This window comes from Chthoniobacter flavus Ellin428 (assembly GCF_000173075.1).
In the GTDB taxonomy this organism is placed as follows: domain Bacteria; phylum Verrucomicrobiota; class Verrucomicrobiia; order Chthoniobacterales; family Chthoniobacteraceae; genus Chthoniobacter; species Chthoniobacter flavus.
Genome location: NZ_ABVL01000007.1, coordinates 62,082 through 86,526 on the forward strand (window position 1 = coordinate 62,082; position 24,445 = coordinate 86,526).

General features: G+C 62.7%; 16 protein-coding genes. 4 read left to right on the plus strand and 12 right to left on the minus strand.

Going from position 1 to position 24,445, the window contains the following annotated elements:
• Positions 1-24: 24 nt before the first annotated feature.
• Positions 25-1,221: an efflux RND transporter periplasmic adaptor subunit gene (locus CFE428DRAFT_RS13290; RefSeq protein WP_006980070.1), complete on the minus strand. Its 1,197-nt coding sequence runs from the start codon at positions 1,219-1,221 to the stop codon at positions 25-27.
• A gap of 5 nt (positions 1,222-1,226) precedes the next feature.
• Positions 1,227-1,949, minus strand: a complete 723-nt coding sequence (locus CFE428DRAFT_RS13295) for a TetR/AcrR family transcriptional regulator (protein ID WP_006980071.1) — start codon at positions 1,947-1,949, stop codon at positions 1,227-1,229.
• A 152-nt stretch (positions 1,950-2,101) separates the two neighbouring features.
• Here CFE428DRAFT_RS13295 and holA point away from each other — a divergent pair, with 152 nt between their 5' ends.
• On the plus strand, positions 2,102-3,238 hold the full coding sequence (holA, locus tag CFE428DRAFT_RS13300) for a DNA polymerase III subunit delta (RefSeq protein ID WP_042724943.1): 1,137 nt from the start codon (positions 2,102-2,104) through the stop codon (positions 3,236-3,238).
• Positions 3,239-3,528: 290 nt separating this feature from the next.
• Here holA and CFE428DRAFT_RS13305 read toward each other — a convergent pair whose 3' ends face one another.
• The 8 genes from CFE428DRAFT_RS13305 to CFE428DRAFT_RS13340 all read right to left on the minus strand — a co-directional run bounded on the left by CFE428DRAFT_RS13305 (position 3,529) and on the right by CFE428DRAFT_RS13340 (position 17,773).
• The gene (locus CFE428DRAFT_RS13305; protein WP_006980073.1) at positions 3,529-6,360 is read right to left on the minus strand and encodes a hypothetical protein; all 2,832 of its coding nucleotides are present in this window, start codon (positions 6,358-6,360) and stop codon (positions 3,529-3,531) included.
• Positions 6,361-6,372: 12 nt separating this feature from the next.
• Positions 6,373-7,335, minus strand: a complete 963-nt coding sequence (locus tag CFE428DRAFT_RS13310) for a prenyltransferase/squalene oxidase repeat-containing protein (protein WP_162145265.1) — start codon at positions 7,333-7,335, stop codon at positions 6,373-6,375.
• A gap of 252 nt (positions 7,336-7,587) precedes the next feature.
• On the minus strand, positions 7,588-10,680 hold the full coding sequence (locus tag CFE428DRAFT_RS13315; protein ID WP_006980075.1) for a hypothetical protein: 3,093 nt from the start codon (positions 10,678-10,680) through the stop codon (positions 7,588-7,590).
• Between the two features lie 111 nt (positions 10,681-10,791).
• Positions 10,792-11,409 carry a four helix bundle suffix domain-containing protein gene (locus CFE428DRAFT_RS13320; protein ID WP_006980076.1) on the minus strand — a complete coding sequence of 206 codons (618 nt, stop codon included), beginning with the start codon at positions 11,407-11,409 and terminating at the stop codon, positions 10,792-10,794.
• On the minus strand, positions 11,406-13,610 hold the full coding sequence (locus tag CFE428DRAFT_RS13325; protein WP_131989349.1) for a hypothetical protein: 2,205 nt from the start codon (positions 13,608-13,610) through the stop codon (positions 11,406-11,408). The genes CFE428DRAFT_RS13320 and CFE428DRAFT_RS13325 overlap by 4 nt, the downstream gene beginning before the upstream one ends.
• The gene (locus CFE428DRAFT_RS13330; RefSeq protein WP_006980078.1) at positions 13,607-15,640 is read right to left on the minus strand and encodes a BatA domain-containing protein; all 2,034 of its coding nucleotides are present in this window, start codon (positions 15,638-15,640) and stop codon (positions 13,607-13,609) included. The genes CFE428DRAFT_RS13325 and CFE428DRAFT_RS13330 overlap by 4 nt, the downstream gene beginning before the upstream one ends.
• A gap of 104 nt (positions 15,641-15,744) precedes the next feature.
• The gene (locus CFE428DRAFT_RS13335; protein WP_006980079.1) at positions 15,745-16,662 is read right to left on the minus strand and encodes a DUF58 domain-containing protein; all 918 of its coding nucleotides are present in this window, start codon (positions 16,660-16,662) and stop codon (positions 15,745-15,747) included.
• Between the two features lie 94 nt (positions 16,663-16,756).
• Positions 16,757-17,773, minus strand: coding sequence for an AAA family ATPase (locus tag CFE428DRAFT_RS13340; RefSeq protein WP_006980080.1), 1,017 nt, complete (start codon positions 17,771-17,773; stop codon positions 16,757-16,759).
• A gap of 249 nt (positions 17,774-18,022) precedes the next feature.
• On the opposite strand from CFE428DRAFT_RS13340, the gene CFE428DRAFT_RS13350 reads away from it, so the two are divergent.
• Positions 18,023-19,003 carry an OmpA family protein gene (locus tag CFE428DRAFT_RS13350; RefSeq protein WP_006980081.1) on the plus strand — a complete coding sequence of 327 codons (981 nt, stop codon included), beginning with the start codon at positions 18,023-18,025 and terminating at the stop codon, positions 19,001-19,003.
• Positions 19,004-19,012: 9 nt separating this feature from the next.
• Here the strand turns inward: CFE428DRAFT_RS13350 and CFE428DRAFT_RS33555 are convergent, their stop codons facing one another.
• Positions 19,013-20,221 carry an STAS domain-containing protein gene (locus CFE428DRAFT_RS33555; protein WP_049975635.1) on the minus strand — a complete coding sequence of 403 codons (1,209 nt, stop codon included), beginning with the start codon at positions 20,219-20,221 and terminating at the stop codon, positions 19,013-19,015.
• A gap of 18 nt (positions 20,222-20,239) precedes the next feature.
• On the minus strand, positions 20,240-22,291 hold the full coding sequence (locus CFE428DRAFT_RS33560) for a SpoIIE family protein phosphatase (protein ID WP_006980084.1): 2,052 nt from the start codon (positions 22,289-22,291) through the stop codon (positions 20,240-20,242).
• Positions 22,292-22,511: 220 nt separating this feature from the next.
• On the opposite strand from CFE428DRAFT_RS33560, the gene CFE428DRAFT_RS33565 reads away from it, so the two are divergent.
• Both CFE428DRAFT_RS33565 and CFE428DRAFT_RS13370 read left to right on the plus strand, forming a co-directional pair.
• Complete coding sequence (locus CFE428DRAFT_RS33565) at positions 22,512-23,927, plus strand: exopolysaccharide biosynthesis polyprenyl glycosylphosphotransferase (protein WP_006980085.1); 1,416 nt, start codon at positions 22,512-22,514, stop codon at positions 23,925-23,927.
• Positions 23,924-24,421 carry a hypothetical protein gene (locus CFE428DRAFT_RS13370; RefSeq protein ID WP_006980086.1) on the plus strand — a complete coding sequence of 166 codons (498 nt, stop codon included), beginning with the start codon at positions 23,924-23,926 and terminating at the stop codon, positions 24,419-24,421. The genes CFE428DRAFT_RS33565 and CFE428DRAFT_RS13370 overlap by 4 nt, the downstream gene beginning before the upstream one ends.
• Positions 24,422-24,445: the final 24 nt, after the last annotated feature.

Below are 24,445 nucleotides of genomic sequence, written 5' to 3' on the forward strand. Positions count from 1 at the left end.
AAATCCTCCTAAATAGGGCTCGTCTTATCGCGTGATGGACGCGGTGACCGCTTCCGGCGGTGCCGGGATGGCTTTCACTGGCGCACCGGGGCGAACCCGTTGCAGATTGTTGACGATGACTTGATCGCCCGCTTTCAAGCCGGAAGCGACCAGCCATTGGTTGCCCACCGCCCGCGGAGTCTCGAGCACCCGCAACTCGGCGGTGCCATTGGCTCCCACGACCATCGCGGTAGGCTGGCCCTTGGTATTGCGCGTGACCGCGAGTTGCGGCACGAGAATGGCGTTCGGCGCATTGCCTTCCTCGAGCCGTTCCCGGACGAAGAGGCCGGGCAACAGTTCGCCCCGCGGGTTGGGAAAGACCGCGCGGATGGTCACGGAATTGGTTGTGGCGTTCACGGTCACGTCGGCCATTTCCAGGGCGCCTTCTTCCGCATAAATATCGCCCGTTTCGTGGATGAGTTTGACCTGGGCTTTGCCTTTTTCGTCCGCCTTGAGTCGCCCCTCGGCGAGATCGCGTTTCAAACGCAGGAACTCGCTGCTCGCCTGCGTCACGTCGAGGTACACGGGATCGAGTTGCTGAATGACGGCGAGGAGATTGGCCGCGCTGGTCTGCACGTAGGCGCCTTCGGTCACTTGGGAAATGCCGATGCGTCCGGAGATTGGGGCCGTCACCTTGGTGTATTCGAGGTTGATCTTCGCCGTTTGCACCGCCGCCCTCCCGGCCAGCACGTCGGCATCGAAGGAGCGCGCGTTGGCCAGCGCGTCGTCGTAGTCCTGTCTGGCGATCGTCTTGGTGGCGAGCAGTTGCTTGTAGCGCTCTTCCTTGAGCCGGGCGGTGGCCACATTGGCTTCTGCGCGGGCGAGTGTGGCTTGCGCGCTGTCGAGCGCCGCTTGATACGGCGCGGGATCGATGTCGTAGAGCACCTGGCCTTCCTTGACGTCGCTGCCTTCCGTAAAGTGCCGGCGCAGCACGATGCCATTGACCCGCGCGCGCACCTCCGCGACGCGGTAGGCGGAGATGCGGCCCGGCAGATCCTGCGTGAGCGTCACCGGAGAGGGCGTCACCGTCAGCACGCCGACTTCGAGCGGTCCCTGCGGTCCGCCCGGACCTCCCGGTCCACCAGCGGCGGCCCCTTCCTTGCGCCCGCAACTCGTGAGCAGCAGAGCGGCGATGGCCGCGAGACTCGCGGCGCTGACGATGCGAAACAGAATCGGTTTCATAGATTTCAATTCTGGGGGAAGGTGATGGTGCGCATCTGCGCGGCTGCCGCCGGAACGGCCGCTTCATCCCACGCGGCGGAAAGCCCGCCGGCGATGAAAGCAATCAGGCGCTGAATGAGTCCCTCGCGGTCGGGCTTGCTGGCCGCTGGACTGAACGCGGCATAGGGAATTTGCTCGAACCGCAGCCACGTCTGCAGCGCGTTGTTCAGCGCGCCGTGCAGGAAGGAAACTCGCCAGAAGAGTTCGCTGGGGGGCAGACCTGGCACCACGCGCAAAATGGCGGCGTCAAACCGCCCGCACATTTCGGCAAACTGTTCTTCGACGAATTTTTTGACCTCCGCATTGGGCTCTTGAGAGGAGCGGCTGAGCAGACGCATGAAATCGTCGCAGCTCTTGGCGCCAAACGCTTCGCTCTCCAACGCCGGCCGGATCAGGGCGTCGAGAACCTGCGCGAGGGTAATCCGGGAGGGGTCGGTGGTCGCTTCCAAAGCATCGAGCCGGGCAATGCGCTCGCGGTTCACCGGCCGAATGCGCCGGGCAAACACCTCCAGGGCCAGGCGATCCTTCGTGCCAAAATGATAGTTGATGGCCCCAAGATTGGTTCCCGCCTCCTTGATGATGTCCCGGACGGACGTCGCCTCGATTCCGTTCTGGGAAAAAAGGCGTTCGGCGGCGTCGAGCAGGGCGATCCTCGTGGCGAGATGGTCTTGAATGGCTCCGTGAATCATACGTATGTATGAAACGACTGTATGACTACTCCCGGGCTCCGCAACTGGTTTTTTTACACAAACTCACCACCAGCTTTCGGCGCCAAAGGAGGCGGTGGCGTGAACTTGCTTCCCCGGAAGCCGGGCGTTACGGTGTCGGCTTCCAAGAATTTATGCCTGTCGCAAAAGCCAAAACCTCGGCGCAAATCTACGCGGTCGTCGGTTCGGATGAATCGGAAGTGAAACGGGTGGCGAGGGAACACGCCGACCGCATGGCACCGAAGGGGGGCGACGAATTTGCCACGGACATCATCGACGGCGTGGCCGACAATGCCGACCAGGCGGCGGGGCGGATTCACCAGACGATCGAGGCCCTGTTGACCTTTCCTTTTTTTGGCGGCGAGAAGCTGGTCTGGCTCAAGAATGCCAATTTCCTGGCCGACACGCCGATGGGTCGCGCAGGGGGAGTAACGGAAGCGCTGGAGAAGCTGGCCGAGACGCTCAGCGGCGGGATGCCGGAGTCGACGCGGTTTTTGCTCAGTGCCATCGACGTAGACAAGCGTCGTTCGTTTTACAAGGGGCTCGGCAAGCTCGGGAAGGTCGAGGTGTTCGACAAGGTGGACGCCAGCAAGAGCGGCTGGGAGGAAGAAGCCGCGGCCTTGGCGCGCCAGCGGGCGGAGGATCGCGGACTGCAATTTTCGGGAGATGCATTGGAACTGTTTGCCCTCTCGACCGGCGGGGACCGCCGCGTGATGGAAAACGAACTGGAGAAGCTCGACCTTTACCTGGGCGCCGCCCGTCGGGCCGTATCGGTGGAGGACGTGCGGGACTTGGTGCCGTTGTCGCGGGCAGGGGTCGTTTTCGAGTTGGGCAACGCCCTCGCGGCGAGGGACCTGAATCGGTCGCTCGCCCTGCTCGACCAGCTTTTTTTCCAGGGCGAGACGGCCATCGGCATCCTCCTGGTGGCTATCATCCCTACTGTGCGGAGCCTGCTCATCGCGAAAGACCTCATGACCCGGCATAAGCTGTCGCGACCCCAGCAGCCCTTCTTTTTCGGCAAGACGCTGGAGCGACTGCCGGAAGCGGCCACGGCACACCTGCCGAGGAAGAAAGATGGGACGGTGAATGCCTTTGCCCTCGGGTTGGCCGCCATGCACGCCCATCGTTATGAGACGAGGGAGCTGCAAGGGGCTTTTCAGGCCTGCCTGGAGGCGAATCTCCGGCTGGTAACCTCGTCGATGGAAGCCGAAATCGTGTTAAGCCAACTACTCGTCAGGGTCATTGCCCCGGGGCTGTCCAAGCCGAAATAGATCGAATTGCCCCGGATAGAGCGACTTCCAAAGATTAGAATGTCTAATAAATTAAGCCCTACGTCAGAATACGAATCGATATTAAATTAATTAAAAAAAGTTGTTGCGGACCCCGATTACCGCAGGCATAGTTCGTCACGTTTTTAGAAGATTGTTCTGGGGGGAACATCAGCCCTTCGCAGCCACTCGGTTGCGGGGGGCTGAATTTTTTTCGGGGTATGATGTCCGAACAGCTTCCGCAGTTCTTCCCGTAAAAGATCGTGCTACTTCCCGCCCGATCGAACCCGCGCTTACTCCTTGTCCGGCAAGGGCTTGGACGCCGAAAAGACCAGCTCTTGCACGGCGTGAAGAGGAAGACGCAGGTCCCCGACCATCTCGCTCCGGCAGGTGATGGTATCGTTTTCCACGTGGTAGGAATCCACGGTCAGCGCGCCCGCTCCGGCCAGGTGCAAACGGGCGCCGACGGTCCGTTCCGCAGGGGCGCCTCCAAAGTCGATCATCGTCACCCTTTCCAGCGGCAACTCGAGCGGCCCCACCTCCGAAGCCAGCTTCACCGAACTCGGCGTCGCAATTTCCACCGTCCCTGGCGCTTCGTCCCCATTGCTCAGGATGGCCGTGTCCTGATTGTCATCACTGGCCGGCGTCTTGCCCGGCACCCGGCCGTTCCAAGGCCCGATCCAGATATTGGAAAACGTGCACGGAATATTGATTTGCGGCGAAAGCATCAGCCCCCGGCCGAGCTGGCGGGGCGGCTTCCCGGGCTTCGTCCCGAAGTGGGTGATCACGACCCCATCCACCAGCACGGTCAACTGCCCCGCATCCCGATTCGCCAGCAATTGCACGTGCCGTCGATTCGCATCCGGCTTCAGCTTGCCCTCAAAGGGAATCTGCTGCGGGACCATCCCTCGCGCCCGGTCTCCCGGGTTTAGGTCGTAAATGTAGATCCCCTGGCTGTGCAACTGCATGAAATAGCCGGCGTTGCTCGGGTCGGTGAAAAGTTGCGCCGTGAAGATGATCTGGTTCGCCAGGCCGGTCACATCGAAGCTCATCTCCACCAGCGATGGGAGCGAATCGAGCAGCCGCCCGATCTGGACGCCGCCCGGGCGGGACACCACGCTCTCGGGATTTTCCACGCTGAGCAGCGAAAAAGCGCCGTCGAAGGACTTCCACTTTACGCTCGAAGTCGGAGCCGATCGCCGTCTCGTGGGGAACGCCTGGTTGTCTCCGAGACTCAGACCCTTTAACCATTCGCGATCGTCCGCGGCGCCGTCGGAAATCGGTAGCTGGCCGTCGGGGCTGAAATAAAGCGTTCGCGCCAGGGCGCGGCTGATCGTGAGCTGCCCGGCATCCGGCGTATCGAGCACCAGCTGGTCCTTGTCGAGCGTCAGGAAACGCCCAGCCAGCCAGTCGCCGTTGCGAAACCGGACCACACTGTCGATCTTTCCCTTGCGCGGCGCCTCACTCCAGCCGCTGCGCACGCCGGACACGTGCACCGGCTCGAACTCCACCGGCTGCGCCGTTTCATCCGTGCGCCAGCGCACCTTCTGGTTCTCCTCCGCCATCTCCAGCTTGCCTTTCAGCCGGTCGCCATTTTCGAAAACGAGCACGTCTTCCGCCGCAGTGAGCGGGGGCGCGGATTGCAGGAAATTGACCTCCGCGACCGACGCCGTCGAAACCGGAAGCTCGCTACCGAAACGCGTCGCGATCTGCATCCTGCTCTCCCGCCAGGTTATCCTCGTCGCATCGAATTCGCCCCCCTCCGTGAGGAGCACGTGGGCGATCGGCGCCTCGGAGGGCGTCGCGGCATTGTCGCGATGGGCAAAGCGCAACATCTTCACCTGGGCATTCGGCGCTTCGAAATCCGAACCGTCCACCCGCAGCCGCACCGTCCCCGCGGCCAGGTCGATGAACCGGCCATCCTTCGCTGTCCCGTCGGCCAGGGAAAGGTGATCGCTGGAGTGGTCTTCCGCTTTTTCTCCCTCCTCCGGAATCCGGCCATCCCACGGCACGACCCGAATTTTCGAAAGCGTCTGCTCGCTGGTCGGGCTCCAGATGGTCGGCTGGAAGGCGAACGTCCCGCGGTTCCTTCCCGGTTCCCCTTTCTGGACACCCCACTCGCCGGCTTTGTGGCCGTTGACGAAAATCGCAATGCGGCCTCCGGTGAAATCCTCGTAGAGCTGGAAATGCACGGGATTGCTCCGGCCGGCGATCGCGCGTCCGTCCAGGGCATCGCCAAACTTCTTCGTCAGGTCGACCGATTCGTTTTTGTAATGGCCATCGGCGTTGGAAAATACCGTCAGCGTGCTGGCGCGCAGCATGCATTGGATGATTCCCGGTTCACCGCCCCACGCCTGGCCGCTGCGTCCGTGCAGGCTGAAGTTGAACTGGCTCATCAGATTGCCCTGGTCGGCCGTGAATTCGTATTCCACCTGGTCGGGCAGTGCGGCGAAGGTGCGGGTGATTTGCTGGGGCGAGGTGGCGTGCAGGGCGCCTTCGTGATAGCTCCAACCGGAACCACTCCAGCCGGCGAGGCTGGTCGGCCCATCGTAGCATTCCGGCGAGGCGATCTTGGAAAAATAGATCCATTCGACCTGCGCCCGGTCCACCGCCAGCGGCGAACCGTCGGCCAGTTTTAGGTGAACCTTGTTATCCAGAATGTTCGTCACTTCTGCTCGCAGCCAATCGCCCCCGCCAAATTTCACCGTGGCATAGGTGGTATTGTCGTTGGGCGCAGGGGGCGCGGCATTCGCAGGAGGGAGAGGGGGGATTTCCATCCCGAATTCGTTCTGCAGGCCGGCCGTCGGAACGAACGTCAGCCGGTTGATCAGCATCGTCGGGATCGTCAGCGGAGCGGAGGCATCCGCGCGCCGCCAGGTGATTTCTCCGCGCTTCAGGTCCACCGCTTCGAGTGTGCCGTGCAGTTGGCGGCCATCGAAGAACTCGATGAGATGCGGGCCGGCCGGGTCCGGTTCGGCCTTCTTCTCCTGCCCGTTGGAAAAAGCGCCGGTAATGATGACCTTGCCGTTGTTGCCCCGGATGATGACCTGTCCCGCGGCGGTCAGCGCGCCACCCACCAGACCAATGGCGATCAGCGAATTGGCGAGAGCGGAAAATCGGCGCATAGGTCGGAGCGGTTAGCGTTCGTAAATGGGGAGATAGCGGTAGCTCAGCGCGATCGAAAGCAGCCCGAAAGCGGTCGAGAGCGGAGCGCCGAGACTGGCATCCCAACTGCCATCTTCGTTCTGGGAATCCGCCAGCTTCTGCACCCGCTTGTCGTTCCACGCTTCCCAGGCTTTCACGTCGCTCTGGAAGAGCGCCTGCGATTCGTAGTACTCGCCGTAAAAGGGATAGCCGCCGCCGTTCTCGTCCTCGCTCTTTTTCAAGGCGGAGAGCGCTTTCACAAAGGTCGGCTGATCCTTCTTCCGCGCGTAGGCATACACCGCCACGCCGATCGCCGTCGTTGCCGTGCCATTGGCTCCGGAGCCGGGCGTGTAGCCGATGCTGCCGGTGCCGGGTTGCTGGCAATCCGTATAAAACTTCAGCGCGTCATCGATGGCGTTGTCCGGCACCCGCAAGCCGGCATTGCGCGCCGCGATGAGCGCCACGAAACACGCCCCGCTGACCGTGGAGTCCGCGTCCTTGGAATCCGGGCTGTAGCGCCACGCCTTGAAGCGGTTTTTCTCCTGCGAGGTGAGAATGAGATCGATCGCCTTTTTCACCGCCGGACCGATCCGCTCGTCCTGCACCGCGCCATACGCCTCGGCCAGGGCCAGCGTGCTGAAGCCGTGGTTGTACATCGAGTTGCCGATATACCCTGTGCCCGCATCGGTGCTCTTCAGGAGATACTCCACGCAGCGCTTGATGGACTTCGCGTAGGGCCCGTAATTCGGGTCGTCGCCGTGGGCAAACATCGCGAGCATGGCGAGCGCCGCCGTGGCGGGTTCGCGACCGTAGTTGCCCGGAAAAGAGCCATCCTCCTCCTGCGAAGTGACGAGATACTGCAAGCCGTGCTCATACACGCGCTCGATCTGCGGCGAGACCTGCGTCCCGCGATAGACGTTCAGGTCCTGCGCTTGCAACGGAAGCGCGGTCAGCAATGCAACGCTAAGGCCGAGAGAAAGGACGCGGTTTGCCATTCGATTCACGGAAGTATACGCGGGTCCCGCCGTTTTCAGAGTCCTTTTCGAGGGTGTTTCCCAATTTTCCGATTGGGTTTGCGTGAACCCAGCCTATGAGACTGGGAAAAGTGCCCGCGAATCACACGAATGACACGAATGGGCGTATCGTCATCCGCGTCATCTGTGTGATTCGCGGGCCATACACCTCTCTGCCAACTAGATCATCGTCGGTTACTTCTTGTCCCCGCTCTTGCCCTTGTTGCTTTCGAGCTGCTGGAAATAAGCCTGCAACTGGTCGCGGAATTCTTCCGGCCATTCACCGGCGTTGCTGGCGCCGCCGGTCTTTTCCACGCGGCGCGCGTCATTGGCGTTCTTGGCGACTGCGCCGGTGGCGGTGTCACCACTCATGCTGCTCGTGGATTTGCCATTGTTGCCGCCGGCTTTTTTCGCCTGCGTCACCTGTTGCATCATTTGCTGCATCATCTTCTGCTGCGCGGAAGGCTTGCCGCCCTTTTTCTCCGGCGGCACGAGTAGTTCGATGATCGAGCTCTGCAGGCCCACCACTTCCGAATCGGTCTGCGGCTTGTGCAGGTCGCCGGTAGTTTCGCCGGACAGCTTCAACGCGCCCTGGATCGCCGGCTTGAACATATCGAACTTCGACTTGCTGGATTTAGCCCCCGCCGCCGGATCGAGCAGGCTCTGCGGGACGCCATCGAACAGGATCTTCTGCAAGAGGCCACCGAGGATGCCGCTGAGATCGTCCTGCTGGCCGGCGAGTCTGTTCGAGTCGTCGGCGTAATGCTCGTTGTCGGCTTTCTTGCCGTCCACCAGTTGTGTCTGCTCGCGGATGCCATCCTGCACGACCGCGGCCCGCACCATCTGGACCATGAATTCCATGACGTCCGGGTCCATCTCGCTGCTGCCGCCGTTCCCCTGGGCATTGCATTCGCTCTGCAACATCGTCGCCCATTCGTCGAGTTGATCGCCCCACTGGTGGGCGCGGCCCACGGATTTGAGCCCGAGATTTTGCCGGACGAAGTTCGCGAGTTCGGTGAGCTCCGAGACGGCCCGCTTTTCGGTCATCTCCTTTTGCACGGCTTCGTATTTCTCGTTCGGCACGCGCTTCACGAAGGCCGCCATGTCGTTGCCGATGCCGTCGACGTCCTTGGTATTCGCCGCCTGCTTGTCAGCCGCCTGGCCGAATTTCTCGATCTGCGAAGGCCGGAGCTCGTCGGTCTTGAGCCCGGCGGTTTCGCGCGCGATGGTCTTCAAGCCATCTGAGATGCCATGCTCAGCGGCGGCCGCAGCGCGCATCCGGTTGTAGAAATTGTGGGCGTAGAGATTCTCGTTCGTGGTGTTCATCTTCTTCGCCGCCTCGCGCAACGCATCGAGCGCCTCCTGCTGCTGTTTCTGCGCTTGTCCAAGCTGTGATTCGCGCGTGCCCGGCTGCTGTGAACCCTGTTGCAGCGATTCCGCGGCCTGCTGCATCGGTGGATCCGCTTTTTGCTCGAGCTGATCGGTGATGTTTTTCCAATCGGCCAGCGTGCCCTCGGGAATCTCTTTGTTGCGCAGCGAGTCGCGCATGATGTCGTGCATCTCGTCGGTCATCTTCTTCAGTTCCTGCTCATTCGCCCGCTCGCTGGCCTCGACGCGCTTGATTTCTTCGCCGGCTTTTTCTTCGGCGAGGCTCTTCTTGTCCTCGGTAATCGTTTTCGTTTCGTCGAACTGGCGCTCTTCGTCGCGGATGCGTTCGTCGAGTTGCTTGAGCACCTGTTCCATCCGCTGGCGCATGTGTTCCGCATGCTTCGCTGGGCTGAGGACGTAGACGGTGTATTTCCAGGATTCGACCGGCTTGCGCTTCGGGAAATAGTCGAGCGCATAGGCGGCGATCTCGACCACGCTGTCCTCGGGAATCTTGTAGAGTGCGGGAGCGAACTCCATCGGCGCACTGAGCTCCTTCTTCTGCTGGCCGCCGGGCGTATGGGCGGCGTCTCCTTTGCCGAGGTCGTTCTTCTTCGAGTCGATCCCGTGCACCGTCCAGCCGATCCACGCTTCCTTCACGCCGAAGTCGTCGCTCGAGGCGAGATTCAGCTTCAGCACTTCATTCGGCAGGATCGCCGTTTCCTGGTCGAGGCCCTGCAATTCCACCCGGGGCTCGGCGTCCTTAGTGGTGTTGACGTGCAGCGTGTAGGGCTGCGTGGGCGTGAGCCCATGGGTGTCGGCCCAGCGGAAGACCGCTTCGCTGCCGATCTCGGCCACCGATTTTGCGGGAGTGGTGAAAGTCTCCGCCTGGATGCGCGCGGTGGTTTGCGCCTTGGCGGCCTGCATGTCCGCGTCCTTGAGCGCCCGGCTGGTCGTGCCCGCGAAACTGACTTTGCTACCGGCGAGGAATTCCGCGCTGGCGCCCTGGATCGGCACCGTGGCCGCAGGATAGCCGAGGTAATCGGGCAGGTCGACATGGGCGGCGAGTTGTTTCATCTCCGGCCGATGCAAGGGACGAATGGCCACGTCGCGGGTGGCGTCGCCGACGCGGAGAGAGAGCTTGCTGTTCTCCGTCTGCCCGGGGATGTGGAAGACGGCGCGGCCGTTTTCAAATTTGGCCTGTTGCGGCTCGGTGTGCTCGAGGCGCGCGGTTGCCATGTCCGGTTTCCAGGCCGAATCGGCTTTCAACCCGCAGGCGATATCGAAGGGTTCGCCGTGGGCGACGTAAAGCTCGGCCGGGAGGTCATCGATACTGGCGAAGGTGTAGCGATCGATCTGCGACCATGGATGCAGCCAGCGGGCGAGGGCGTTGGCCGCCGCTTTCGGCGTGAAGACGAATGGCGCGGCGGCCAGCGCTACAATCAGCGCGGCTGCCAGCGCCCAGCGGCGAGCCGGACGCACCGGCACGGCGCTTCGAAAATTGAAACGGGAAGATTCATTCGCGACCTGGTGAATGGCCGCGCGCAAGAGGGCGGGGGAGATATTCGGCGGCAGCTCGTTCGTTTCCGTGAGTTCGATGATGCCCTGCAGCCGGTCGCCGAGGGTTTTGAAGTGGCGCTGGAGGAGCTTGGCGAGTTGCGCCGGCCCGCGCCGATGCCATAGCCAGTGCGCCGCCCAAGCCTGGGCAAACCAGGCCGCCAAGACCCCGCCGCTGAGCGTGAGGAAAGTGCGCGCCACCCGCGGGGTATCGACAAAGCGGTCGCAGACAAAGAGCAGGACAAAGGTGATGAGCAGTCCGGCGGCTCCACCCGCCACCGCTGCCACCGTCTCCATGCGTCGCAGACGCGCTTCATAAGCGCGCAATTGCGCGACCAGCGAATCCGGCAGGGTAAACGCATTCATGGCGAGGTAGAGGTTAGCTGAAATTGGGGGGAGGGAAATAGCGCATTTTTTGGCACGCAGCGTCTATTGGGAGGGGATAGGAGGTATAGGAGGAATAGGAAGTATAGGAGTTCACCGCTTTGGCGGCGATTTGCGTTGTGCCAGTCGGGCGCGCGTCATGCGTTCCCGGAGGCCTCCTTCCTCCAGGAAATCTCGCTCCAGCCGTGCGAGTTGCCGATCCAGCAAGTAGTTGGCTTGGTGACTCAAGCAGATTGCGATGTTCGCGATCACGTCAGGCGGCCGCGTTTCGACAAACTCTCGATATATCTCGTAGTTCTGTGGCTTCCGGCAGCCTAATCGCCGGACATACAGCGCCTCTTTGGAGTCTTTCTCCCAAGCGGCTTTTTCCCGCAATCGCAGATAATCTCGGTAGTCATCCAAGAGCTCTTCCAAGCTGGCGCGGGCTACGCCTGTGAGCTTGATCTCACTCTCCTTGGAAACGACCGCAGCCTTGCTCCCCTCCAGGATATTCTTCTCCCCCGAACGAGCGGCCTGGATCATCTGGTCGCGCGTGCGATCGCCATACTCAATGAACCGCCGCGCAAACCGAAACGTAATATCATAAACCACCTGGGTCTTCTGAAACGAAAGCAGCGTCTGGTAATCCCCGCGCGGAGCCAGGATCGGTCGCTCCGGTTTCCTATCATTCCTATTCTTCCCATACCTCCTATCCTTCCTATCCTCGCTCATGTGAGCCCCCCGATCTTCCGCCCTATCCAATAGAGCGTAAATAGCCCCAGCAGCGCGGCGCACCACCACGGGTCGCACCACAACCGGAAACGGCGCTCCTCCGGCTTTCGCTCGGGCAGGAGGCTCAGGCCATTGACCATCTGCGATAGCTCGGCGGGGCCGCCGAATTTACCAGCAGTCAGCGCCGAGATCTCGCGCAACACATCCAGCTTCGCTGGCAGGCCTGCTTTTTCCAGCGTGGGCACGGTCACTTCCAGTTGCGTCTTCAGGCGCCGGCCGGCGGAATCGCACTTTACTTCCACGGCGTATTTGCCGCCTTCCCGTGGCACGAATTGCCCGGTGTGCACGCCCCATTCGGCGTTTTCGGTGGCGAGGTCGATCGTCTCGCTCGTGCCGCTCGGCGCGGTGAGGGTTACCGTTACGCGGCCTTCGCTGATCGGGATACCCATCTTGTCGAGCACCGTGGCGTTGAGCCGCACCTTGTCGCCGCGTTTCGGTGTTTCCGGTGCGTAGAAAAAGCGGACGCCTTCATCCTGCGAGAGGTGCCGCTGGTGGGCCATCCAGCGCACGACCTGGCCCCAGAACCGGTAGTGATACGTGTCCTCCACGCCCTTGCGCCAGCGCCACGCGGAATCGGTGCCCATGTAGAGCACCTTGCCGTTGCCGGCATTGCGGGTGACGAGCAACGGGATGCGCCCGTACTGGTTGCGCGCGGCTTCGTGCACGGCGAGGACTTCGGCGCCCGGCCGCGCTTTCACCACCGGCGCATACCAATAGAATCCGGGCAGCCCGCGCCACACGGCCTCGTTGGCGTTGGGATCGGTGGCCAGCATCGTGAGCCAATGGTCGCGTCCGCGGAATGTCAGCTCCAGGCGGGCTTCCGCGCCGCTGGAGAAACCGCTGCCTTTCGAATAATCCGTCTCCACCGGGATGAGGTCGCCGAGCGCCGAATCGGTGAGCGATTTTTCCCGGCCCAGTTCGCCGGGCAGGAAGACGAGGCCGCTGGCCTGCTGCTCGACCAGACCGCGCAACATCGTGGCATTGTCCGGCGTGAGCATGCCGCCGCCGATGCCGACATCGCCGAGGAACACGACATCGTAGCTCTGCAGATCTTCGCGCTTGGGCGGAAACTCTTTCAAGTAGCCGACGCCTTCCCCCATCCCGATTTGCGGATGGTAGAGGACCACATTCACCGACACGCCCGAGTCGCGCATGAGGGCATTGCGCAGATAGCGAAATTCCCAGCGCGGCTGCGAATCAACGACGAGGACTTTGAGCGTTTCCTTGCGCACGGCGAGATGGAAGGTGCGCGCATTGTTTCCCGGGAAAACCTCTTCCGGTTCGACCGGGACGCGCACGGTGAAATCGCCCTCGCCTTCGGTTTGCGGCGTGAAGACGAGCATGTCCTGCACCTGGCCCATCGGCGGCAGGACGACATTCTTCGAGCCTTTCGCGCCGCCCGGCCCTTCCACGGTGACCGTCGTCTTCACCTCTCGCGGCAGATGATTTTGCACGGTGAACATCGCGCTGATGCGCTCGTTGATCAGCCCGTAGCTCGGCGCTTGCACGGATTGCAGTTCGACATCGGGCAGATACGTCTCGCTGCCCACGCCGACGGCGAAAACGGGCACGTCCCGCTGCGCGAGCGCGGTCGCGGCGGTGATGGGCGATTTGCCCAGATTCCAATCGCCATCGCTGAGCAACAGCACCGCGCGCAGGTCGCCGTGTTGCTTGAGCACGTTTTCCAACGGTGCGTTGAGATCGGTGCCGACTTCGGTTTCGACGTCGGCCTTGGGATCCTTCGGCGGCTCGGCGAAAGGCTCGACGGTGACCTGGTATTGTTTCTCCAACGGCGACCAGAATTTCGCTTCGATCTGCTTTTTCACCCACGCCGCGCGCGAGGAAGTTTCCTTTTCGCCGGTGAGCACGTCTTTCGTTTCCATGCTGCCGGAACCGTCCCACAGGACGACGACGCGCGGTTGCTCGTTGTGCCGGTTGAGTTGCACACGCTCGGGACGAAGGAGTGTCAGCGCGATGGCCGCGGCGATGAGCAGGCGCAATACGTGGAGCAGGGTCATCCATCCGCCGTGGCCCTCGCGGCGCAGGCTGCGCAGGAAAAACCAAATCGAGGCGGCGAGAAAGACCACCGCGACACCGACGACCCAAGGCGCTGTATTGAACTGCCAGCCTTCGTTCATCACGCCCGCACCTCCGCGGGTTCCGGTTTGGTGGGAGGATGCGAGGCCGGCCCTTTCGGCGCGTGCTTGACGGGCAGCATCGCCCTGCTCGTGGCCAGCGCCATTTCCGCGCACATCATGAGCATGGTGAGCACGATCATCGCCGGCCAGATTTCGCTCTGCAGCTGGTCGGCCTTGAGCTCCAGGGCGCCAGCCATGACGGTGAGTTTCACGCCGTGCAAGAGCTCGGGCAGCCGCGTGCGCTCGACCAATTCCGGCGCGTCCTCGCTCTCCGGGCGATTGAGTGCGATGAAACGCGCGCCGTTGCGATACACTCCTGCGTGCCAGCGCCAGTCGCGGCGGCGATCCGTTTCCACCGCGGTCCACGTTTCCTGCGCGTCCGTCGGCTGCCATTCGCCGGCGATGGCCAGCGTCGGCGGAGCGAGCCGCTGGCCGCCGGTCACGAAGAGGCGTTGCATCATCGGCAGCAGCACGAAGCCATCGCCGAAATTGCCCCACTCGATGTCGGGCAGCGTGGCGCAGGCGAAGACCTGTCCGGCGCCGGCCTTGTGCGAAAGCAGGAAGGTGCGGCCATCGGAAAAGGCCGCGCCGATATGATCCGTCCCGCCGCCGGAAGGCACCTGGCGGCGGGCGATTTCCAATTTGGCCACGCCGAGCGGGGCGCCGTTATCGGTCCGGGCGAGCGGGCCATCGAGATCGTCCCACGCAGTGACGCGGAAGGGCGCGGTCTTGGGTGCTGTTTCCGCCGCGGCCCAGTGGATGCCGAGCGGGCCGGTGGTTTCCCCGCCGCCGGGTGGCAGAGAGAGCAACATTCCGCCGCTCTCCACCCACTTTTGCAACGGTTTCGCCACCGCTTCGCTCGGCGCGGGCGCCGCCCAGACGATGAGCGCGGCGTCTTTCCACGGAATGTTCCCGGCACTCGCAGCCGGGAGGATTTCGGCAGTGCGATCCGCGCGTGATTTATCCGGCGCTGCCGCGATCCGCAAACGCTGGGCTGCGGCGCCCGCGCCGACGATCATCGCCTTGAGCGGCGCCGGCGGCGCGTAGGCAAAATAGACCGTGTTGTCCGCGGGATTTTCGTCCGCCGGCAATTCGAGTTCGCCCCAGCCGGGTTCGGCTTTGGGCAGATCGAATTTCAGATTCTGCCGTTGAGTCGCGGCATTGAGGGCGATGTCCACCTGGCTCTTCACACCGTCGTGGGTAAAGAGCAGCGGCAGCGTGCCTTTGCGTCCTGAATCGGTTTTGAGTTCCAGCCCAAGGCTGAGTTGCGCCTTGCCGGTTTTCTCGTCGCGCACGCGCAGCTCCGCGTTCTTCAAGCTCAGCGAGATGTTATTTCCCGGCGGGGAAGAAAGATCGAGAATGCGCACGCGCACGCCTTGGGGCAGGCCATTGAATCGCGCGGCGATGTCCTGCCACTCGGGGCTTTCCGGCCGCCAGTTGCTCGCCTGCAGATCGCTCGCCACCCACACCTCGGCGCTGCCCGGCTTGTTTTGCGCGAGATAATCGAGTGCCGCGCGGAACATCGCCGGGATATCCGCCGCCGTGTCGGTCGGCTCACAAATTTGCATCGTGGCCAGCGAAGACGCCTCAGCGATTTCCAGCGGCTGACGCAGCACATTTTCAATGAGCACGAAGTGGCTGCTGGCGCTCTGTTTGGCCGCCTGGGTGAGCAAGGCGAGGGCGTGCGCCCGCTTGCTCTCCTGCCCCTCGCCGCCGCGCGCTTCCATGCTGGCCGAACGGTCGAGCAGCATCACGATCGCCTCCGGCGCGCCCCCCGTCGCCGAGCCGATCCAGCCGCCCACGAGCGGCCGCGCCATCGCCCAAATGAGAAACAGCAACACCAGACAGCGCAACGCCAGCAGGATGTACTGGCGCAGCTTCGCCCGCCGCGTCGCTGCGCGGTTCGCCTTGAGCAGAAAGAGCATCGCCGCCCAGTGGACCGTCTTGTAACGCAGCCGGTTGAGCAGATGGATGACGATCGGCAGCAGGACTGCCGGCAAGACCCAGAGCATCCATGGCTGAAGGTAGGCCATCAGAGGAAAATGCGGAATGCGGAGTGCGGAATGCGGAGGGCGGGAGACCTAGCAATATGCGGCGCAGCCATTCGGCATTCCGCATTCGTCATTCGGCATTTCATTTATCTCCGCCCCCCTTTCATGCGTTTGATGCGCTGCAGCAAAAACTGCGTGAGCACGCCTTCGTAGCTTTGGTCGAGATACGTCATGTGGTAATCCACATCGAATTCGCGGCAGCCGTGGGCGAGCGCACCGAGGTAATCATCCAGCGCCTCGCGATAAGCATCCCGCACTACGGCGGGATCGGTGATGAGATCCATCCCGCTTTCCATGTCCACGAAACGCACCGGTCGCGTGAAGTCGAAATCGAACTCCTGCCGGTCGAGCAGATGGAAGACCGCGACGTCGTGTTTGTAAAAGCGCAGATGTTTGAAGCACTCGAGTAGCTCGGGCACTTCGGTGAAAAGATCGCTGATGATGATGACGAGGCTACGCTGCCGGACCCGTTCCGCAAGATCGTGCAGGGTTGTCACAAGGTTCGTTTCGCCCTGCGGTTTGGCCTCGGCCAGCGTATCGAGAAGCTGGCGCAGATGGGTGGGCGTGCGGCGGGGCGGCAGTTCGTGCAGCGTTTTGTCGGTGAAACAGACGAGTCCCGTGGCGTCGCCTTGATGCACGAGCAGATGCGCGAGCGTGCCGGCAATGCGCCGGGCGAAGGCAAAGCGCGTGACCTCGCCGCTGGTGAATTTCATCGACGCACTCGTGTCGAGCACGAGGTAGCAGCGCAGGTTGGTATCCGCTTCGAATTCGCGGATGAAATACTTGTCCGTCCGCGCAAATACCCGCCAGTCGAGGAACTTCAAGTCATCGCCCGGCGCGTATTTCCGATACTCGGCAAACTCCACCGAAGACCCGCGCGTGGCGCTCCGGTGAATGCCCGTCACCGAGCCGAGCATCGGCAAACGCACTGAGACCGTGAGCCGCGACAACCGGGCGATGACGCCCATGTCGAGAAAGTCCCAGTGGTGTTCGGGTCTGGCCATTTTAGAAAAGTGATCAGTAAGCAGTAAGCAGTAAGCAGTAATCAGTAAGGCACTAGCGAAACTGAATACTGATCACTGACTACTGATTACTCATTCAATCCTTCGTCTCCGCGATCACGCGCTTGATGATCTCGAGGCTGTTGATTCCCTCGCTCTCCGCGTGGAAGTTGACGAGGATGCGGTGGGCGAGCACGGGTTCGGCCACGGCGTGGACGTCTTCCATGCGGGCGAGGTAGCTGCCGTTGAGCACGGCCCGGGCTTTGGCGCCGAGCACGAGATATTGCACCGCGCGCGGGCCGGGGCCCCACATGACCCATTTGCGAATCCAGTCCGGCGCTTCTTCGCCGACCGGGCGGCATTTGCGGACGAGCTTCACGATATGCTCGTAGACATGGTCGGGCACCGGGACGCGACGCACGATTTCCTGGAACTTCAGCACGTCTTCCGCGTGCAGGATTTTGTCGAGCGTCGCCGGCGCGCCACCGGTGGTGGTCTTGGCGATCTGCAATTCCTCCGCCGCGCTGGGATAGCCGACGTTGATCAAAAACATGAACCGGTCGAGCTGCGCCTCGGGCAGCGGATAGGTGCCCTCCTGCTCGATCGGGTTTTGCGTGGCGAGGACGAAGAAAGGCGGGTCGAGCTTGAAGCTGTGTTTGCCCGCGTTGACCTTCTGCTCCTGCATCGCCTGCAGCAACGCGGCCTGCGTCTTCGGCGGCGTGCGGTTGATTTCATCGGCCAGCACGATGTTGGCGAAGATCGGCCCCTTGACGAACTCGAAAGCGCGGCGCCCCGCCTGCTCGGTTTCCTGCAGGATCTCCGTGCCGGTGATGTCGCTCGGCATGAGGTCCGGCGTGAATTGGATGCGGCTGAACGACATGGACATCATGTCCGCCAGCGAATGGACGAGCAGCGTCTTGGCCAGCCCGGGCACGCCCATGAGCAGCGCATGCCCGCGGGCGAAAATACAGGTGAGCATCTGCTCGATGACCTTGTCCTGGCCGATGATGACCTTGGCCAGTTCCCGGCGAATGCGGGTGTTGAGCTCGCGCAGTTGGTCGATGGCCTGGACGTCCGCTTCCTGGGAGACCGCGGCGGTGGATTCTTGTTGCATAGATGAGGGGACCTTTCATCCCCGGCGCTCGGTCCACTCGCGATCGATGGAAAAAGGCCGCGGATTGCGCCGTAAGAGAGCGGAACCAGAGAGAATGTTCACGATTAAATTTAGAAAGAATCGCGCTGCCGGCATCAGGAAAAACCAAAGGTCGATGCACTGGGAGCCGCGGGAGGCGGTCTTCGCACGTCGATGATGGGTAGAATCCAGTTGCCACGCTGCCACGATTCCGGGGAATCTTTCGATCATATGGCCTCGAAAACTGGCATCTGTAGCAACGCCGAGGGATGTTCGCTGGCCTATACGAAAAAGCCGGTTCCCGTCGCCGACGGCGCGGAATTTCGCTGCCCGGAATGCGGCGAGCCTTTGCGAGAATCCTCGGGCGCGACAGCGGGTGGCGGCGGCAAGGTGCCCGTTTGGGCGGTCATCGGGGTGGTGGTCGTGTTCCTTTTGATTGCGGCGGCTTTTTTTGTCGTGCCGCGGTTGTTTTCCCGATCTCCGGGCAATGCGGTCGCTACGACGACTTCTTCGGAATTACCCGCTACGCCCGAACCCACGGTGGCGAGGACAGAGCCGACTCCCGCGACACCGGTTCCGGCCACACCCGAACCTTCTACTCCGAACCCGGCGACGCGGAGAGTCGCCATGCCACCGCCTCCGGTAGCCACGCCGATGGCGAAGGCGCCCCCGGCACCGCCGCCGGTTCCGGCGACCACCCCGGCGCCGGAGAATGCCTCGGCCTCGACCGCGACGATCCCTCCCTTGGTGGAGAACAAGGAGGAGAATTCCGAGGTCAAGAAACAGGTGCTCGCGCGCATCGATGCGATGCCTCATCTTTCGCCGACCAATCGCACGAAACTCTACACCGCGGTCGACCACGCGCACGGTATGTACAAGCTGGCGATCATCTCTTTTGAGAGCGGTCGCATTGCTCCGACGCCCGCCGCGGTGGCGCAATTGACGGATGGCTTGCATACCTCGGATGCCCAACGCCTCCTCAGCGATCCCACCGCGGTGATCATCGTGCTCGGCTATGCCGACTCGAAGGGCGACGACAAAAGGAACCTGCAAATCTCCATCGACCGTGCGGACGGCCTGGTCAGAGCATTGCGAGACCAGGGCAAGATACTGAACGTGATGCACGCCGTGGGTATGGGCAGCTCGGAAATGTTCGGCAAAGGACAGCGCGACAAAAATCGCGTCGTGGAGATCTGGGCGGTGTTGCCTTGAGGGTTTGCGTTACCCGAGGCGCAGACTCTTCTTCAGCCGGTGGAAGAGGGATTCCTTGACCGCAGGAGAGTGCCCTTCGGCGAGGCGAAGGGTGAAGGCGAACCCGGCGATTTTCAGACGATGTTCGCCGCTGAGATTTTTGCGGACGCCGGGAGGGAGGACCGCATCGTCGAGGTGCGTCTCGATCTGGACATTGCGCGGGACCATCACGAACCATGCGTCGGGGCCTTTGCCGATGAGGACATGGCGTGGCTGGAGCGATGTTGCACCTTTGAAGAGATGGGGCGCGACCGTGCCTTCGAGGCCGATGATGTCGCCATCGTGGCATTCGATAATGTGTGAGCCTACGAGGACTTCGAGTTTGGTCGGCTTGGCTTTCCGGATGATTGTCACCGGCGGCCCGATACGCGGTGGCGGCGGGACGGGGGTGGATGGGCGAGGGGCCGGAATCGGGGGAGCGGCGGCTGGGGTAACGGCTGCCGGAGAGGGTTGAGCCGGTGGAGGCGTTGCCGGAACTGCCGGAGGCTTTAGCGGTGGTGGCGCGACCGGTGCGGCGGCGATGGGCGGTGCAACAGGCCGAGGAGGAGGTGCGATGGGCGCCGGTGCTGCAGCGACTGGTGGCGTGGTCGGCTTGGGAGCCGATGGAATGGGAGCCATGGGCCGGACTCGAGGAACCGCTGGCGGCGGAGTCGGCTTCGCGGGTGCGGGAGGCGGTGTGGTAGCCGCCGGCGCCGAAGCCGCAGGCGGATGTGTGGCTGGCGCCGTTTTCGGTGCAGGCACCGGCGGAGCCGGAATCGGCGCGGGGGCCGCTGGAACTACTGCTTTCGGCGCAGGCTTGGCTGTGGCGGCGGGCGTGGCCGCGGGTGCGTTTGCCACCACTCCACTCGTCGCCGCGGCGATGCCTTCGTCGAGCGTCTGGCAGATGGTGAACATCGCCGGAAAATTCGCGATCTCGAAGACCTCGCTGACGACCGCGTTGGGCGCAGCCAGCACGACCTTGCCCCCGGTGCGACCCACCCGCCGAGCCGTCGAGAGCAACACGCGCAGGGCCGCGCTGTTGATGAAGCTGATCCCGGCCATATCGATCACGAACGACTTGCCACCACCGTTCAACCACGCGAGCACCTCGGTCTCGAATTTGGCAGAGGTCGTGCCGTCGAGCCGGCCGTGCACCGTGAGGACGGAACATTCGCCACGTTTTTCTTTCGTCAGTTGCATCGGGGTTCGTTTGCGAAATCAGTGGAAGACCAATTTCAGTAGCGCGCAATCATCCGGCAACAATTCCGCGCCCTGGACCTCCCGCATGTGATCGACGATGGCATTCAACTCGCCGGCAGCCGACGTCGGCGGGTTCGTCAGCACGCCGATGAATTCTTCGAAACGGAACGCACTGCCATCCCGGCGGCACACCTCGTAGGCGCCGTCGCTGAAGACATAGAGCCGCCCGAAAGCGCCGATCGTGACCTGTTTCGTTGCATAGTGCGACTCGGCTACCGCGCCGATCATTAATCCCGGCGCCCGCAGTTCCACCTTGGTCGCCGCCGTCGGCGAATCGCCGGTGAAGAGAATCGCCGGAGGATGTCCGGCTGTCGAGTAGCGCAGCGTGCGCGTGGGACGATGAAAGACGCCATACCACGCGGTGAAATACATCTCGTTCCGTTCATCCTTTTCGAAGGAAGCATTCACCGCAGCGAGCACCGCCGCGGGTTCGCGGAAATCCACATTCGGCAAACTCTGGTTGCGGAAAACGTTGAGCGCGGTCACGGAATGCAGCGCGGCGCCGATTCCCTCCCCCACTACGTCGAGGAGATAGACGGCCAGGTGAGTGTCATCTAGCCAGTGGTAGCCGAGCGCGTCGCCGCCCAACTGCGCGGAAGGAATGAACAGCCAATCCGTGGAGATGGCACCGGTGAGTTTGGCCGGGAAAAGCGAAAGGACGTAGCGGGCCGCCTCGGCCGTCTCCGCGGTGAGCTTTTTCTGGCCTTCGCGCAGCGCCTCGCCGGTGCGCTGGCGCTCCTGCGTTTCGTGCGCGAGCAGGAAAAGATCCGCCAGCGAGGTCGCGAAATTTTCCTCGTCGACCGTCCACTCGTGCTGGTGGGTGCTTTCGCAGCACAAGACGCCGAGCAATTCCTCTCCGCGGAAAAGCGGGACATCGAGTTTCGCCACGATTTGATTTGGCTGGAGATACGCCGCGCTCCATTCGCGCAGGGCGGGGTGATCCAGCGCCTGAGGGGCGATCAGGGACCGGATCGCGCGGAGCGATTGCAGGTAGTGCGGGATCTCCGCGAGCGCCAGGGAATCCTCGCCGGTGGCGTGCGCGTTCTCGCCATGGATGAACGAGTCCGCACACATCAGCCGGCCGGCTTCTTTGTTCACCAGCCAGACTGCCGCGCGCTCGCAGTGCAGCGTCTCCGCCAGCGCCTCCGTGAGCATGGCGAGGCACACCGGAAGATTGCCGGCGCGGAGTTCCCGGTCAGTGGCGAATTTGCCGAGCACCTCGGACTGTTCACGCCGCCGCCGCTGGCGTTTGCGCATGTCGTATTCCGCGCGTTTCCGCGCGGTGACGTCGCGGGCGATCGTGAGCAGGCAGGTGCCCACCCCCGGCCAATTCGGTAGCACCACGCCCTTCGACTCGAGGAAGATCCAGCGCCCTTCGCGATGGCGCATGCGATACTCGAGACGGCGCCCCCGGCCAGTGCGGATCGCCTCCTGCAGCGCCGTTTGCACCAGCGGTCGGTCATCCGGGTGAATCTCCACCGTGAAATCCGAGCCTTTCAATTCCTCGGGTGTGTAGCCGAGCACGGCGGCGTAGGCCGCATTGTGCCACAACCGGCGGCCGTGCGCATTGAGGATGGCGATGAGGTCGTGCACGTTCTCCACCAGCATCTCGAAAAATTTGCCGTCCAGCGGGAGGATCGCCGGTTGCGTAGGAGGCTCCTCTTCGGCCTTCACCGGCATCATCGCCTCGGTCCGCGCGGTTTCATCGATGACCTTAAAGTGCAGCGTCGTCTTGCCGACCCGCACGAGGTGGCTGTTTTCCAGCGGAAGGCGCAGGCCGGGTTCGGCCGGTTCGCCATCGAGCAGCACGGGTTCCTTCACGCTTTTCGGAATGAGCAGAAACCACGAACGCGCGTCCTGGCCGATGATTAGATGGCGATCGGCAAATTCGGGGAGGTCGGCAAAGAGATCCTGACCCACCGAACCCTTGCGCCCGATGACATCGCCGTCCTCGCACTGCAGCGTTTTGCCGAGGGCCTGCACTTCGAGTCGGCTGGTGAGGGGATCCATGGACTAAGTGGGAAGCTGGAGGAGGAACGAAAGCATGGCGTTACCAGTCATCAAAAATGAGGCAAGGTTATTCCGGAAGACAAGGATTGGGGTGTATTTGATAACGCTGCGTAAAAACACGCATTCTATCTGTTGACGAAGGCGTCAGTCTCATCCACACGTGTGACGTCGTTTTTCCCGCCATGCGTCTCCTCCCCGCCCTCCCACCTCTTTCCGCGCCATGATTGTGCAGCGGACGCGGGGGCTGTCGCGCTTGCTCACCATCGCCCAGGCGGGCTTGGTGACCGTGCTGTTTTGGGCGCTGTTCGGTGCCTTCAATCTCGCGGTCATGCCGGGCACTTCGATTTTCACCGTCCACTATGTGATCTACTGGGCGCTCGTGCTCACCGGGCTCAGTGTGGAGATGCTCACCCGCACGGGAGACAAGCTCTTCGCGCCCATCTACGAGAGCAGCTTGGTGCGGCAACTGCCCATCGCTTCGCGGCAGGTCGGTTTCGCCATCGGTGCCGTGCTCGTCTTCATCGCCTTCGCCAAGGACTATACCATCTCGCGCAGCTTTCTCGGGAGCTTTGCCGCGTTGCTTTACGGCTTGTTGGTGTGGAGCAATGCAACGCTGCCGTTGCGCCTGGCGCGCGAGCTCTTCACCCAGGAACGCGATCTCGCGACCTTGCTCGTGGGACCGGCGGGCCGCGTGGGCTTGCTCGAACACTGGCTCAAGCGCAAACGGCAACTCGGCATGCGGATTGTCGGAGTCGTGACGCTCGATGCGCCGGCCATCGCGCTGGCGCACGACGGCGTGCCGCTGCTGGGCACGATCGAGCAATTCGAGGAAATCTGCGGCGCGTCGGAAATCTCCCAGGTGATCCTGTTGGAGCTGTGCCCCGCGGAAGTGACGCGCTCCCTGCTCGGGAAATGCCAGCAGCGCGGGATGCGCCTGCTCATCGTCAACGATCTCGCGGAACAAATCCGCCATCCCATCACCTGCTGTGTGGATGAGGGGATCAATCTCATCACGCTGCACGAAGAACCACTGGAGAATCCGCTCAGTCGGGTGCTCAAGCGTATTTTCGATCTCGCCCTCGCTGTGTTCGTCATCACGGGCGTTTTGCCTTGGCTCATCGTGCTCGTTTGGATTTGCCACCGGCTGCAATCACCGGGGCCGCTCTGGTATCGGCAGAAGCGCGCGGGGTTACAAAATCGGCCGTTCGAGATTCTGAAATTTCGCACGATGCACACCACCGGCGAGGACGTGACGGTGCAGGCCAAGGCGGGTGACGCGCGGATCTTTCCCGCGGGGCGCTGGTTGCGGCGTTACAGCCTCGATGAGATTCCGCAGTTCATCAATGTCCTCGGTGGCAAGATGAGCGTCGTGGGGCCGCGCCCGCATCTCATCGAGCACAACCGGCAGTTTGCGGAGGTGATCGAGAAATATCATCTGCGCACCTTCATCAAACCAGGCATCACCGGACTGGCCCAGGTGCGGGGCTTCCGTGGTGAAGCGCGCTCGCTGGAGGATATTTCGGCGCGGGTGCGATCGGATCTCATCTATCTCGAGAATTGGTCGCCGGCGCTTGACGTTGGCATCGTTCTGCGGTCGATCTGGCAGATGATCAATCCGCCGTCGACCGCTGTATGACGAAGGCGCCATCTTGCGTGCTGGCCGGCGCGGCGCTGCTCGTGCTCGGGGCGATCGCCTGTGGCGGAGCGACGACGCGACCGGTGCAGGTCGCAGTGCTGATTGGGCTGGGATTGCTCTGGCTGCTGGCGCCGGCGCGGCGGATACCGGATCACGGGTTCGTCATCTGCGCGGGTGGTCTGCTGCTGCTCGCGGCGACCGCTTGGTTGCCGGCAAATTGGTTTGCGGCCGAGTCGTGGCGTCCCGGCTTGCTGGCCGTCGGCATTCCGCTGGGTCCCACGCTTTCCCCGCAACTGTGGCTTTCGGCGGAAGCGGGATTGTGGCTGGTCATGGGACTGGCCTGGCTGGGGTGGTTGTTGGGTCGGCCGTGGACGGGGATCGACGCGGACCTTGACGGCTCAGTTGCTGGCGGGCGGCATCGTTTTGCTCGCGGCTTTTGCTCTCGCGGCGCGGGCGTTTCATTTCTCCGTGCCCGGCTGGCATCCCGATCATGATTTCGGCCCGTTCCCGAATCGCAA

Excerpts from the sequence above, each read along its gene's own strand:
- CFE428DRAFT_RS33560 (WP_006980084.1), bottom strand. The coding sequence starts at position 22,291 with ATGGATCCCCTCACCAGCCGACTCGAAGTGCAGGCCCTCGGCAAAACG.
- CFE428DRAFT_RS13330 (WP_006980078.1), bottom strand. The coding sequence starts at position 15,640 with ATGGCCTACCTTCAGCCATGGATGCTCTGGGTCTTGCCGGCAGTCCTG.
- CFE428DRAFT_RS13320 (WP_006980076.1), bottom strand. The coding sequence starts at position 11,409 with ATGAGCGAGGATAGGAAGGATAGGAGGTATGGGAAGAATAGGAATGAT.
- CFE428DRAFT_RS13290 (WP_006980070.1), bottom strand. The coding sequence starts at position 1,221 with ATGAAACCGATTCTGTTTCGCATCGTCAGCGCCGCGAGTCTCGCGGCC.
- CFE428DRAFT_RS13335 (WP_006980079.1), bottom strand. The coding sequence starts at position 16,662 with ATGGCCAGACCCGAACACCACTGGGACTTTCTCGACATGGGCGTCATC.
- CFE428DRAFT_RS13370 (WP_006980086.1), top strand. The coding sequence starts at position 23,924 with ATGACGAAGGCGCCATCTTGCGTGCTGGCCGGCGCGGCGCTGCTCGTG.
- CFE428DRAFT_RS13295 (WP_006980071.1), bottom strand. The coding sequence starts at position 1,949 with ATGATTCACGGAGCCATTCAAGACCATCTCGCCACGAGGATCGCCCTG.
- CFE428DRAFT_RS13305 (WP_006980073.1), bottom strand. The coding sequence starts at position 6,360 with ATGCGCCGATTTTCCGCTCTCGCCAATTCGCTGATCGCCATTGGTCTG.
- CFE428DRAFT_RS13315 (WP_006980075.1), bottom strand. The coding sequence starts at position 10,680 with ATGAATGCGTTTACCCTGCCGGATTCGCTGGTCGCGCAATTGCGCGCT.
- CFE428DRAFT_RS33565 (WP_006980085.1), top strand. The coding sequence starts at position 22,512 with ATGATTGTGCAGCGGACGCGGGGGCTGTCGCGCTTGCTCACCATCGCC.
- CFE428DRAFT_RS33555 (WP_049975635.1), bottom strand. The coding sequence starts at position 20,221 with ATGCAACTGACGAAAGAAAAACGTGGCGAATGTTCCGTCCTCACGGTG.
- CFE428DRAFT_RS13350 (WP_006980081.1), top strand. The coding sequence starts at position 18,023 with ATGGCCTCGAAAACTGGCATCTGTAGCAACGCCGAGGGATGTTCGCTG.
- holA (WP_042724943.1), top strand. The coding sequence starts at position 2,102 with ATGCCTGTCGCAAAAGCCAAAACCTCGGCGCAAATCTACGCGGTCGTC.
- CFE428DRAFT_RS13340 (WP_006980080.1), bottom strand. The coding sequence starts at position 17,773 with ATGCAACAAGAATCCACCGCCGCGGTCTCCCAGGAAGCGGACGTCCAG.